Origin of the sequence: Paenarthrobacter sp. NPDC056912 (genome assembly GCF_042786555.1) — a bacterium.
In the GTDB taxonomy this organism is placed as follows: Bacteria; Actinomycetota; Actinomycetes; order Actinomycetales; family Micrococcaceae; genus Arthrobacter.
In genome coordinates this window covers 1-13,070 of the sequence record NZ_JBHUCD010000025.1, presented here as the reverse complement: position 1 = coordinate 13,070, position 13,070 = coordinate 1, and the positions used below count along the sequence as shown (strand labels likewise).

The following is a 13,070-nucleotide window of genomic DNA, read 5'->3' as shown; positions in this document are numbered from 1 at the left end:
GCAGCCCCTCAGCCCCTTCGATAACCTCAGAAGTATATCCATTATGGTTAGGCTGATCTCATGAACCGACTTTCTTCTGCATCCTTGGTGGTTGTGCCATGACCCACCCCTCGACCTGGGATATTGGCGAAAAGAAGAAATTGTTGGTGTTTCAGCGCTCGTTCCACGAACATACCTTGCGAATGAGGGTTGTCCTCAGTCAATTGCCGTTGTCCGTGTGTGTCTGCATTTCGGCAGTCCTGGTCTGGCTGTTTTTCCCTGCCACCCTCGAAAATCCGCTGTTTCTCATCTTCCTGCTGAGCCAGGCACTCCTCTTGGCGCTCTGCATCATTGTGCCGTGGCACCGGCTGCCCTTCGCGAGTTTCCTGGCTATTCCCATTCTTGACATGGTCTCGATTGCCTTCGGACGCGAAGGGGGCCAGGAAGCTCTGACGGGCCTCAGCGTGCTGGTGGTGCTTCCCGTTATTTGGTTGTGCGCCTCTGGCCTCTACCCGAGGCTGGCCATTACTTTGTCTTTTCTTGGCCCGCTGGCCATCGTCTGGATTCCCCTGTTTATCCGGGGAACCGTCACCGAGCAGGCCCTCACCAAGCCGCTGCTGTTCCCTATCCTGATCCTCGGCATCGGCGTCTCCGTCAGCGTGCTGACGCTGAGCATGGTGCGCCAGCAACGTGCTTTGGAGGAAAAGGACGAGGCACTCAAGGAAATGCTGAATGCCAGCACCAAGCAGGAACGCCTGCTTAACACCGTGATGGAAGCCCTGCCCCTGGGCGTGGTGGCCGTGGATGGCGATGGCCATGACATCCTCATGAATCGCCGCCAACGCCAGACCCACGGCCTGGCAAGTCCGCCGGACAACGATGACCCCAACGAATCCCAGTTGCTGGTCTTCGACACGGACAGGACCACGCCGCTGCAGGTGGATCGTCGCCCGGTGCGTCGCGCTGTCCTGGGCGAACGCTTCACCGATCAGCTGGTGTGGCTCGGCAGCGGAAAGGACCAGCGGGCCTTCACCGCCAGCGCCCGGCCCATGGTGGAGGACTCCGGAAAGTTCGCGGGCTCGGTGGTGGTGTTCAGCGACGTCACGGACCTGGTGAACGCGCTGGCGGCGAAGGACGACTTTGTTGCCAATGTTTCCCACGAGTTCCGCACTCCGCTGACGTCCATCCTGGGCTACGTGGAGCTGATCCTCGATGAACCCCACGGACTCGACGCCGGCTCCCGCAATCAACTGGACATTGTGCGGCGGAACGCGGAGCGGCTCCTGACGCTCGTCTCGGATCTGTTGGCCGTGCGGTCGGGCCAGATCGTCATCCAGCCCCATGCGGTGGACGTGGCCGAGCTGGTGCGCGGCAGCGTCAATTCCGCCGAACCCCGCGCCGCGAAAGCCGGCATCCGGCTCTCCATGGACGTTCCGGACGCCCTGGAAGCGCATGTTGACTCGTCACGCATAGCCCAGGTGCTGGACAACCTGGTGTCCAACGCCATCAAGTACTCCCCCGACGGTGGGGACGTCCAAGTGGCTGCCTGGGAGGACTCGGACTTTGTCTTTTGCCGTGTCACGGACACCGGCATGGGCATGAACGAGGAAGAGCAGGCCGAAGCCTTCACCAAGTTCTTCCGCGCTGGCGGCGTCCGCAACAGCACCATCCCCGGCGTCGGTCTCGGCCTGCCCATCAGCAAGGCAATCGTTGAAGCGCACGGCGGTACCATCACGCTTCAGAGCGAACCAGGGCGGGGCACCACCTTCACCGTGAAGATGCCCGCCTGAGCTACAGGGTTTCTTAGCTTGCCGGCTTGAGTGTGGCGGCATCCCGACGGCGGCCGAAGACAAACCAGCTCACGGGACCAAAGAAGTTGATGAACGAGACAGCGCGCCACACTGCCTTCTTGCCCCTGATGGTCGAGTCGGGGGTCTTGGCGATGCTGCGCTGCGCAGCCACAAGCAGGGCCATGTTCACCACACCGCTGACCATGACGGAAATTCGTTGGCCCTTGCTCATATCGCGCCATGATTTCCTGCGAGCCATGATGCCTCCATCTGCGTAGGTTTATGTATCAGGCTAGTCCGACGCCGAGCGACCCGCCACAGCGTGGCGCACTACCTCGCCCCAGGATTGTTCGGCGAGGTCGGCCACCGCGGCCAGGATCTCCGACGGCGGCATGGACAGGTCCAGCGGGTACTCCACAATGTCGATGTCCGTGTTCAGGATGCGCCGCAGCTTCATTTCCCCCGGGCCGGCGTACACCAGCCAAGCGGTGGGGACCCGGAGCGCCGTGCAGTACGCCAGCAACTGATAGTGGTCGCCGTTGAGGGACGCACCATGGTCGGAGGCGGCTTTGTATTTGGAGTCGTAGACCACCACGGGCCGGCCGCCCAGGAAGTGCACGGCGTCGGGACGGACCGTGAGGCGGTCGCTGTCGCGGACTGCCTCGTTGAGCAGGGCACCGTACTGCAGGCGCATCTCCCCCGGGTGGGCAGCCATGGCATGGCGAAGCGCCGTTCCCACGAACTCCTCGAAGACCTGGCCCATATCCACCACGAACGAGGCTGTCTGCTGTTTCCCTTGGCCGGCCTCAGCGGAGGCGTTGCGCAGGATCACTTCGGCCAAGCGCAACACGGCGTGGTACCTGAGGTTCATCCGGTTGGCCCGCCACGGCGGCAGTGGTGCCCCCGGCTGGAGGCGGGTCACGGCGTCGAGCTTTCCTTTGAGCTGCCGCAAGCGGCTCAGGACGTCCGCACGTACCCCCGGGACTTGGCCCATCCGCTCCAAAGCGGCCCGAAGGATGCGGTTCTCAGCGATGTCCTCGGTGAATTCGTCGTAGGACACCTCCAGCGGCACCATCATGCCGGGTCGTCGGGAGATCTGGTCCGAGATCCGGATCCTGCCCTTGACGGTGCGCAGCGATTCGTCAATGGTCAGGTAGCCCTGCAGGACACCGCGGCTAAGGGCCCTGTCCGCCAACTGTGCCAGTGACTCAGCGAGTGCACTCCATAGATCCGGGTGCTCCACGGCCTCCACTGAATGGTCGCGGAAGCCCTGCTCGCCGGCGTAGCTAAGGAGGAACAGCAGGCGGCTGAGCCCAAGCCGGTCCTTGGGCCGGACTTCCAGCTGCACGGTGGCGGTCCTGACCGAGCCCACCTTGCCCACGGGTTCGATCCTGAAGAGGCCCATGCCCATGGGCGAAGCCTTGGCCAGGCCGCTGGCGTTGATGAACGCCGCCGACTCGGGATCGAGCTTGTCCACTACACCGCCGGAGAGCTCGTCCATGACGATATGCCGGGGCCCGGCGTTGACCTTTTTGGCACTGGTGCCCGTGGCGGTGGCCGGCACCCTGCCCGCCACAGCGCTTGCCGGCGCCCTTCCCGGCCGCGGCGGGATGGCCTTAGCGGGCCGCAAGTCGTCCCAGCAGCTGGTCCAGGCCGAAGCGTTCCTCCAACTGTGCCCGGTTCAGCTGCCCGTGGTAGTGCTCCTCCAGCAACGGCATGAGCTCGTACTTCCAGATGCGGCGCAAGCCAACAGGATTTTGGGCGGCGTTCTTCATGAAGTACGACGGCCCGATCATGAGGTCCCTGTCCCAATCGTCGATGGCGGCATTGAGCGCATCCAGGAGATCGGCATTGAGCGTGTCCAACCCGCGCGCCTGAAGGAAGCGGCGCAGCGTTCCCTGGACGGGCTGCACATTGGGGTGCAGTTCGATAAACGCGAACCGGCGGCGGATGGCGGCGTCCATCATGGCGATGGAGCGGTCAGCCGTGTTCATGGTGCCGATGATGTAAAGGTTGTCCGGGAGGCTGAAGGGCTCGTTGGGGCTGTACTGCAGGTAGATGCGATCGTCGCGGTACTCCAGCAGGAAGTACAGCTCACCGAAGACCTTGGCCAGGTTGGCGCGGTTCATCTCGTCGATGATCAGGAAGTACGGCTTGTGCGAGTTTTCCGGCTTGGCGGCTTCCTCGGCAAGCCTGCGCAGCGGACCGGCCACCAGCTTGAAGGAGACCTGGCCGTCGTCGGTTTTGTCCGGCCGGTAGCCCTCAAAGAAGTCCTCGTACGCGTACGAGGGGTGGAATTGCACCAGCTTCACGCGTTCGTCGGTGCTGTCGCCCGCCAGCTCGGCGGCAAGGTGCTTGGCCAGGTAGGTCTTGCCTGTACCAGGAGGGCCGTAAAGGACCAGTTGGCGGTTCTCTTCCAGGAGTTCCGCGATCTCCTTCAGCGGCTCCAGATCCATGTGCAGCGATGCTGCGAATTCTTCGGTCAGGGGACGGAAACCTTGCTGGACAACCTCGACGACGGCGGTGGGCGGTGCCTCGTCCTCGCCGTCGGTTTCGGCTTCTACGGGGAGCAGTTCCTGCAGGGCCTGGATGACCCTGGTGACGTCCACGAGGATGCCCGGGGTGGAGAGCTGGCGCTGTGCATGGCGGGGAAGCTCGGGGATGGCGTAGCTGTCATCGAACCAGCGGACCTTGCGGCGGATGCGCCGGTTGTCCTCATCGTGCTCAGGCTCGCCAAGGACCACGCCTACGCGAACCCTCCCGGCGTGCTGGTACAGGGTAAGGTCACCGGGCTTCATGACCGTCAGGAAAGCGAAGACGGCCGTCTTGGTGTCTTCCCGCTCCACGTAGCCAAGGTGCTTGTAGTCCTCGTCCACGGCATGCTGGACAACGCCCGCCGTCACGCCTGCTGTGAGTGCGCGCAGGTGCTGGACGTCCAAAGTGGCCTTTTCTTCGGCCACCCACGCGGCCAGGAGCTCGGCATTGTCCTGGTGGGTCCTCAAAAGCCACGACCGGCGGCCGGGGTCGCCGACCTTGCGCCACTGGCTCACCAGCTGGCGGGCGTACCAGTCGATACGTTGCCCGGCCTGCTCGTCGAGGTGCAGGCGGATGCGGTGGATGTCCGCCGTGGTGTCCTCGTCCGTATCGCCTTTGGCACCGCCAACGAGCGAGGCGAAGGCGTCTCGGATTTCCCGGCGCTCCACGTCTGCCACCACGGGTTCGAAATAGCTGGGCCACACCAGGTATTCGATGCTCCGACGCAGGGCCGGCTGGTCCTCGGGCGTGCCGACAGCGAGTTCATGGAACGCCAAGGGATCTGCGAGCGCGTGGTTGATGGTTTGGGTGCTTTGGCTGTCCACGTGGGCGACAAAGCGGCACAGCCAGGCGAGGTGGTCCCAGATGGTCCAGTTGAACTCGGCGGTGCGGTCGCGGATCACGCCGTGGTCCGTCATGCCCTCGTACAGTTCTTCGGGCAGCTCGATGGACGGCTCAACCCAGGACGCTGCCTCGGCAACGCGGGCGCGCTTGACCCGCAGGGACTTGACCTCATGGGCCAGGGGCAAGGACTGCAGGAACAGCAGCTCCACTGCCAACAGCTTGGCTTCGCGGGAAGCGCCGTCCAGGTTCTGCCGGAGGTTGGTCATCATGGGGGCTTTGGAATCCGCCACCCCGCGCTCAAGCCGTTCCAGCAGCTCCCCGGCCGCGTCCGCGGTCCACGTCAGAGTGGTTCCGTCCAGCGCTGACGGTCTCCCCTGAAGCGCCGGACCGAGCACATACCAGGCCGCATCCTCGATCTCCTTGGAGATTCCGGTGGCACGGTCAATGGCAGGCTTCACGGAGGGGGTCACCATGCCAACTTACCTTGTTTGGATTAGCCAAGCATCTGGATATCCACAGCCCGACTGCGGGACGGCTAGCTGCCGTCCCGCAGATCCGCTGGAGGTTCCGCCCTCAATTCGATGACGTCAAAACGTGCTTCACAGCTCTCCCCCAAGGGTGCTTGGGCCAAGAAACCAACGTGCACGGGCTTGTCCGTGTCCAGCCTGAAGAGGCGCACGAAGGACCACTCCCGGCCGTCGGCTGAGGAGTGGAACGCCCAGGCCTGGCCTACCCTGCTGACGCGCAGGTAGGTCCAGGGAGCCGTCACCACGGGCCCGTTGGAGTCGTCCGAGTACGTGTTGGTCACCACGCTGACCACCATGGCCTCCCCTTGCGGAGAGTATTCGAAACAGAGCTTGGCCCAGTGCTCGCTGTCCGCCCACAGACTCAGCGCGCCGGCGTCGAACGTTGTCCTGGGCGAGGCCACCAGTACCCGTGCCGAGAGCGAGAAGGCGGCCGGGGCCTGGAAGCCCAGCGCGGTGGCGCCGTGCTGGGCCTCTCCCCCGAGGGAATCGTTGGTCCAGTCGACGCCGGGCGCTGCCGTGAGCGTCAAGGTTCCCTCCGCTTGGTCATAGCTCGAGTGGCCAGGCGATGACGTCCATTCCAAGGGTGGAAGTCCGGCTACTTCGGGGATCAAGGCGTGCTCCGTTCGTCGTGGCTGCGTCCAGAACACGCTTTCAGAGGTTGCCCCGGATGTGCGGGAGGCCACACCGGAGCACCGGTCAATGCATTCCGAACTGGTACGCCGCCGGCACAGCGTCGTCCGGGCACACCTCTTGCCAGAGGTCCGCCAGCGCGTCCTCCCCTTCCCGGAGATCCGGAATCTCGACGCCCTCGCGCAGGATCGCGGCGGCTTCCGCGGCGTGCCCGGTTCGTGCAAGCGCCAGCGCCCTGAGGAACGTCATACGTCCGACGCCGGCACCGGCCTTGGGTGCCGATTCGTTGAGTTCCAGCGCCAGGGCCGGATCGCCGTGCCGGATGCTGAGTGTGATGGCTTCCGTGAGCAGCGCCGTGTTGGCGGAGTCAGCTTCCACGCCATTCCTCAGCTCGGCGAGGCCTTCAGGGTCCTGCCCGGCTGCGAGCAGGGCCAGTCCCAGGCCGCGGTGTGCGAGCGCTATGGTCCGGGGCCTGGCACCCTCTGCGGCGATTACTTGTCCGTAGCCGTCCTTGGCACCCTCCAGGTCCTGCCGGGCATGCCTCATGGTGGCCAGGTGGAAGATCGCTTCGGGGCTGTCCTGGCCGGACAGGAGCGCCTCCCAGTCCGCACCGGCGACGAAACCGGGCGCGCCGTCGAACGCTTTTCCTGCCAGGAGGTCCAGCCAGGGTTGCTGCTCCTCCGTCACGCTCTCGTCAACGAACGGCGTGCCGCTCTCATCGATCCAGGCCAATCCGGCCTTCCGGCGCCTTTCACGGTCCACCACCCCCCATCCGCTGCCGTGCAACAGCATTTTCGACGGCGGTACGTCGGCGTTCCCTATGGCCTCCGGGAGCATGGCTTCGAGTTCCTCGTGCGGGAGGAGTTCTTCCAGGCGTTGGCTGGCCTGGGCCACGGCGGCATCCCAGTCAGTGCCGTGGGAGGTGTCCGGGTCCAGTTTTCCGTTGCCATAGGCCTCCACCCAGGCCCACTGCGCACCGGCGGGCATCACCAGGTGTTCGAATTGTGTTTGGGCGAGGCCCGCCTGGATCTCGGCGTAGGGACCCGCTCCGGGGCTTAGCCACTCCTGCCACCGTTTGCCGCCCTGTCCTTGGCCCCATACGAAGAGTTTCTTGCCCCTCAGCAACCCCGTGGACAGCATCGCCAGCCCGTCGCCGTCGTCGTCGGCGGCCACCACCCAGCGCCGCTCGGAGGGGTCGATGTCGAAGAAGTAGTCCGCGGCGTGCGGGCTGTTGACCAGCCAGGTGCCGTCGTAGCCGTTGTGGGCGGTGGGCCGGACCCTGGTGATGTCCGTGGTGTAGTCGCTTCCAAAAGCCTCATCAGCGGGGGCGATGACGCGGGTGCGGTTGGTCTCGGGGATGGCGGCGTTGCTCCACCAGTACATGGGAACGTCGTGATCGTTCGGATTGCGCAGCCGGACGGCGGCGAACACCACCGCTGAGTCGGCAGGCAGCCAGATGTCCACTTGGAACACCACTTGGCGCAGTCGTTCGTACTCCCAGACGCGCAGGATGTGCTTGCCGTCGGGGGTGTGGACGATCGCCGTGTGCAGCGGATCACAGCTGGTGGGCGAATGGCCGCGGGTGCCGATATTCCATTCGAGCCCGCCGGCAAACCACGCCTTGCGCAGTGCGATGTTGGCCAGTTGCGGTGCGTCGTGGGTGTGGAGGAGTTGTTTTCCGGTCTCTTTGTCGAAGATTTCCCAGATACGTCCACCCAAGGACGGGATGACGGTCACCTTGATCCTGGAGTTTTCAAGCACGACGGCGGGCACCTCCCGGGGTGCTGCCTCGCGGCTGTATCCGTCCTGCATGAGGTAGGGGTAGACGTTGGGGACCACGCCGTACCGGGCCGACGCTTGGAGTTCCTCCGGCACGCCCTCGCCCACGGTGTACGGCTGGTCCAGTTCAGCTGCGACCACTGGAAGGGGATTCAGAAGTCCGATCTCTGCCATGGTCAGCGAGATGGTGGTGACGGTCAGGTTGGCCGTTGTTGTGTCTGCCACGTCAGTATCCGATCAGGAGGAGAAGGCCGCGTTGCGGCTCGATGGTGAGGGATTCGCCCGGCGCGTAGGCCGCGGCTGATTGGAAGCCGCGGATCGCGGGTGCTTCCATGGGGTTCGCTGCTGCGGTCTTGAGGTGGCTCGCGGTGGCGGCAGCGTCGTCGAAAATCAACGTCACATGCTCAGTGTGCTCGGCCCACGAGGCCAGCGCTACAACTATGCCGCGCTCCGTTAGCCAGGTGGTGGCCAGGACGTCGGGGTGGCTGGTCCGGACCGGCGCTTGCGGGTCCCAGTGCCCCACCATCTGCGCGCGGTCCAGTCCGTTGGCTGCCCAGAATTCCCAGAGGGGACGGTTGTCCACGGCGGGCGCCCGGCCGGTCATGCCAAACACCATGCCCCGCCATGGGTTGCCGCCGCCTTCCAGCATTTCGCCCATCAGTCCAAACGGGATGCCGGACACTTCCACCAGCCAGTAGTCGGGATCGGTGGTGTCGTAGTCGAAGTACTCCCCCAGCCATAGCCTGTCCACATAAGGCAACTGCTCCATGTACAGGTTGGCCGATGACGCGTAGCCGTCATGGGCCGTGAATTGGTTGGCGGAGTGGAGGTCGATTTCCGGGCCTTCCACCCCGCGTGCCTCGCAAGCACGCTGCAGGACCTTGCGGACGCGCAGCATGGCATGCCGGTCGTAGGCGATGTCGTCCAGGTAGATGCCGTCGATCCCGTCCTCGCCGCTGGCAAGTTCCTGGAGGCTGCGCACATAGAAGTTCTCCCACCGCGACTCGCCCGTAGTCACCACGGCGATGTCCTCCACGTTCGGCGCGAACCATGCCGAAACATAGCCGCTTCCGGCATGCTCTTGCAGCCAGATGTGGCCTGCTCCCGGACCATCGCTGAAGATCTCGTGGTCCAGTTGCAGCAGCGGCAACAGCTCGGGGCTGTGGAAGGTGAGCTCGCGGACCGTGTTGTAGATCTTTGCTTTGAGTCCGTTCCGATGGCACTCGGCCACGTAACTCCGCAGCGAACCCTCCGTGAGCAGGGGGTCGTTGATGTATGGAGCCGGGGCTGTGGCGTGGTGGATGTTGACCATGGTGGCCCCGGTGCCCTTGATAAGTGCTGGCTCGGCAGGCTCATGGAAATAGCGCTTGCCCAGGTGCGCGCTTGGCTGGATTGGCTTGAACGGTGTCAACAGGAGGCGGAAATCGAACTCGAGTGGCTCGCCTGCTTTCAGCGTTCGGGGGCCGCTGGAAGCACTGAGCTGCACGGTGGTGTCTGTGGTTCGGAGCGTGACCCCGCCGCGGACAGTGCCTTCACCGCCCTCCTGCCGGTTTGCCCACGAGGCCGGTTCCAGCAGCGGCTTTTCCCGGTAAAAGTTGGTGTTGAGCGGCCGTTCGTAGCTGCCATCGCGCAGAGCCAACTGAACCCCGGCGTTGGTGCCACCGAGCCACAACGCGTCCTGGTTTTTCGACGCCACGTCCCACGTCCAGTCCAGGGTCTCCGGTCGTCGCCCACCCGGGACCCCCAAACCCATGGCGAGCGGTACCGCAGCTTTATGGAACCCAAGCTGCAAGCCGACGTCGGGCACATCCAAAGTCCGCGCCGGACCGAGCCGCAGCGAGTACGACACTGCACCATCGGCGTCGAGGACGCCAGTCAGCTCCAGCAAGGCCGCGGCCTTGCCATCCTGTTGTCCGCTCCAGTGGCAACGCCAGGAGATCCGTGCCGGACCTTCCACCGTAAAACGGAGCGGTGAGTACGCCCAGTGGATGCCCTCCACCTCCAGTCGCGTTTCAGAGGCGAGAAGCTCGACGGCGGGACCGTCCGTGGCTGTGACAGCGGCGGTGAACGTGGACGTCACCTGCGCCGGCAGCCCGGATTCGGCCAGCCGAAGCTCCCTGCCCAGGATCCCCAGCGTCCTTGCCGGTTCATCCAGCGTGACGGCTGTGAAGGGGTGCACCAATTCCGCGTCCTGGGCCACCTTCGAATCCAGCCACGCCAACCGCCGCAGGAATCGCGGGTCGCCGAAGCCGCCCGCCAGGATTGCCGGGTCGGATTCCTCGCCGGCAGCCACGTCCAACGCAACCTCGATCTCCTGCCCGGCGTACCCGGCATGCCCGGCCGCGTTGATGGTGACCACGGCGGTGAGCGTCTGGCCGGTCGCGTCCCGCGGCACGGGCAGGATGACGTACAGTGCCTGCACCTTTCCCCCACGAACGGCCAGGCTCCTGTGCCATGGCTCGCCAAGGCGATCGACGCCGTCGGTGTTGATGCAGTGCCCGCCTGACGGGGCATTCACGTCCACCGTGATGCTCTCCAGGTCCACCAGCGCGTACAGCCCAAGCTGGACCACGTAGTCCTCCCCGGGCTGGGCTGTCCCGTGGAATGTTCGCGCCGGACCGTTGATCGCCCAGTGCGCCGGGACTTCGCCGCGCAGGGAAACCGGGTTCAGCCGGTCCTCCGGGAAGACCAGGAAAGCACTGTCCGCGTAGCTCCTGTGAAGGCTTTCCAGCTCGTCAGCGCGGGCCGTGAAGTTCATGGGCGCGAAGGAGTCACGCTCGCTGGCAGCCTCGTAGCGGAGGGCAGTGGCGTTGGGCAGCTCCGGTTGCGTGTTCAACCACCATGCGGAAGCCCCGACGACGGCGGCCCACGCCGGTTCTGCGCTTGGACGCCGCGGGAGGTACTGCGCCTGCGGATAGTGGGGCTTTCCGAGCATGGCGTAGGGCAGGTAGTAGAAGAAGTAGCTTCCTGGTCCGTCAATGGCTTCGAAAACGATGGTTCCCGACTCCCGCGTGGCTTCTTCCACGAGAATGTTCCGGACCCTGGTGCCTGTTGTTTCCGAGATGACGATGACCTCTACAGCGGCAGGGTCCGTGTCCTGCCGACGCCAAGGCAGGACAACCCTGTGGGCCGGGGTTACTCCGGTGCTTCCAGGTTTCGGCACTTCCACCACGAACCGGTGGTTCCCGTAGAGCAGTTTGTCCCACGTCCCGGTGCCACAATCCACCTCCGGGTGGCCCGTTGTGGGTTTGCCGTTTCGACTGGTTGCCGGAGAGGAAATGGTGGCCGATGAAACCGGCGAGGGCAGCGGCATCGCTGGGACTCCTGAAGGTAGCTTCCGAGGCTTTTCACCGAGTTGGTGAATCCTTACATCATCCCGGCGTTCCGTGGAATCGTAAAGGGTCATTACGATGCGTACTCACTGGCATTCAGCGATCACGGGAACTTGCAGCCTGCTCGTTAAGCAGCAAGACGCGCCTGTCCACGTATGTGGGGCGGGTCCGCAAAAACAGCCTCATGATGTCGGCACAAAGGTCCAGCAAGGGCCAGGCCTGTGGGAAAGCCTTCACGCCGGCGGTGCACCCAACTCCAGCGCGTTGATCTCGGCCCTCGCTGCACGGACAATTTCGCGATTCGTCACGGTGTACGCCGTGGGGTCGGCACCGTCCTGGGCGCCGAGCGAAATGGCCCCGACGCCCAGCGTGGAGATTGTCTTCTTGGCAGAAAGGTGAACGGCGGACAGGCCCGCTGCATGCATCGCCGGGATATCGTCCAGGGACAGTCCCCCGCCGGCCATGATTTCCAAGGCACCGGCTGCTCTGTCCACCATGTCGGACAGTGTTTCCAGACCAGCGCCCGCGGTTGCCTGGTGCCCCGACGTGAGGACCCTGGTGAAGCCGAGATCCAACAACTCATCCAGTGCCGCGAACGGATCACGGGACTGGTCAATGGCGCGATGAAAGGTCACCTGGGCGTCCGCGTTGGCTTCCCGGGCCGAGTCCACCAGACGCCGGATGGCGCGGGTGTCCACATTGCCTTCGGGGGTCAGCGCTCCGATGACCACGCCGTGCGCCCCTTGGGCAAGCAGGTGCCGGATCTCATGCACCATGGTGTCCACATCCGATGCGGAGTACTGGAAATCACCGGGCCTGGAGCGAATCAATGGATGGATCTCCAGGCGCCCGTCCACGTGCTCCATGCTGGCTTCCATGAGTCCTTGGCTGGGTGTGATGCCTCCCAGCTCAAGGCTGCTGCAGAGCTCAACACGATTTGCGCCTTCGGACGCGGCTGTCCCGGCACCAGCAGCACTCACCACGGCAATTTCAAGTTTCATGCTGAAACTCTACGGGCCCCGGGCCGCGGCGTCAGGCGCGGCACCGCTCCAGCTTCTCCTTCTGCTCCGGCGTGAGCCGCAGGACCCTGCCCGTGGCCTCGGCAACGAATGCCAGGTGCGTGGTGGCTTTGACGCACTCTTCCCGAGTGACGGGGTCCTTGATGACGTAGTGGAGATCGAAGCTCGCGCCTTTGATGGCGCCCACCCAGATCTCCACGACGGCCGGGATGTTGCGGTATTCCAACGTCCGGACGTACCGGACTTTGTGCTCCACCACGAGGGTCATGGTGCCCTCCTCAACATCGTTGAAGAGGGCCGCCGGTGGCTCTACGCCGGGAAGACCGGCACCGCGGGGAGGCCCGAAGGCGGCGATGCGGGCTTCCTCGAGCATGCGCACAATCTGGACATTGTTGATGTGACCGTAAGCGTCCATGTCACCCCAGCGCATGGGTACAAGGACCTCTATGCGCCGGGGTGCCGTGGATGCCGGGTCTGCCGACTCAGTACTCAGCGGAACCGTGCTCAGCTGTGCACCGCCGTCGAGTCGTCCACTGCGGTCTCTTCCTCACCGGCGAACTGGGACATGTATAGCCGGTAGTAGGCGCTTTGGAGGGTGAGTAGCTCGGTGTGGTTGCCTTGCTCCACGATCTTGCC

Annotated in this window: 9 protein-coding genes; 1 reads left to right on the top strand and 8 read right to left on the bottom strand. The window is 64.6% G+C overall.

Going from position 1 to position 13,070, the window contains the following annotated elements:
- The first annotated feature begins 98 nt into the window (after positions 1-98).
- Positions 99-1,769: a sensor histidine kinase gene (locus ACFRJ9_RS21130; protein ID WP_377672128.1), complete on the top strand. Its 1,671-nt coding sequence runs from the start codon at positions 99-101 to the stop codon at positions 1,767-1,769.
- A 13-nt stretch (positions 1,770-1,782) separates the two neighbouring features.
- Here ACFRJ9_RS21130 and ACFRJ9_RS21125 read toward each other — a convergent pair whose 3' ends face one another.
- The 8 genes from ACFRJ9_RS21125 to ACFRJ9_RS21090 form a co-directional block, all read right to left on the bottom strand.
- On the bottom strand, positions 1,783-2,028 hold the full coding sequence (locus ACFRJ9_RS21125; protein ID WP_377672125.1) for a PLDc N-terminal domain-containing protein: 246 nt from the start codon (positions 2,026-2,028) through the stop codon (positions 1,783-1,785).
- A gap of 33 nt (positions 2,029-2,061) precedes the next feature.
- Positions 2,062-3,270 (bottom strand): McrC family protein, encoded by a 1,209-nt coding sequence (locus tag ACFRJ9_RS21120; RefSeq protein ID WP_377672259.1) that lies wholly within the window; start codon positions 3,268-3,270, stop codon positions 2,062-2,064.
- A 115-nt stretch (positions 3,271-3,385) separates the two neighbouring features.
- Positions 3,386-5,620, bottom strand: a complete 2,235-nt coding sequence (locus ACFRJ9_RS21115) for an McrB family protein (RefSeq protein ID WP_377672123.1) — start codon at positions 5,618-5,620, stop codon at positions 3,386-3,388.
- A 62-nt stretch (positions 5,621-5,682) separates the two neighbouring features.
- A complete protein-coding gene (locus ACFRJ9_RS21110; protein WP_377672120.1) occupies positions 5,683-6,285 on the bottom strand; it encodes a DUF1349 domain-containing protein in 603 nt (200 codons plus the stop codon).
- A gap of 85 nt (positions 6,286-6,370) precedes the next feature.
- On the bottom strand, positions 6,371-8,308 hold the full coding sequence (locus ACFRJ9_RS21105; protein WP_377672118.1) for a DUF5107 domain-containing protein: 1,938 nt from the start codon (positions 8,306-8,308) through the stop codon (positions 6,371-6,373).
- Position 8,309: 1 nt separating this feature from the next.
- Positions 8,310-11,396 carry a glycoside hydrolase domain-containing protein gene (locus ACFRJ9_RS21100; RefSeq protein WP_377672115.1) on the bottom strand — a complete coding sequence of 1,029 codons (3,087 nt, stop codon included), beginning with the start codon at positions 11,394-11,396 and terminating at the stop codon, positions 8,310-8,312.
- Positions 11,397-11,648: 252 nt separating this feature from the next.
- A complete protein-coding gene (locus ACFRJ9_RS21095; RefSeq protein WP_377672112.1) occupies positions 11,649-12,416 on the bottom strand; it encodes a copper homeostasis protein CutC in 768 nt (255 codons plus the stop codon).
- A 31-nt stretch (positions 12,417-12,447) separates the two neighbouring features.
- On the bottom strand, positions 12,448-12,864 hold the full coding sequence (locus ACFRJ9_RS21090) for an acyl-CoA thioesterase (RefSeq protein ID WP_377672110.1): 417 nt from the start codon (positions 12,862-12,864) through the stop codon (positions 12,448-12,450).
- Positions 12,865-13,070: the final 206 nt, after the last annotated feature.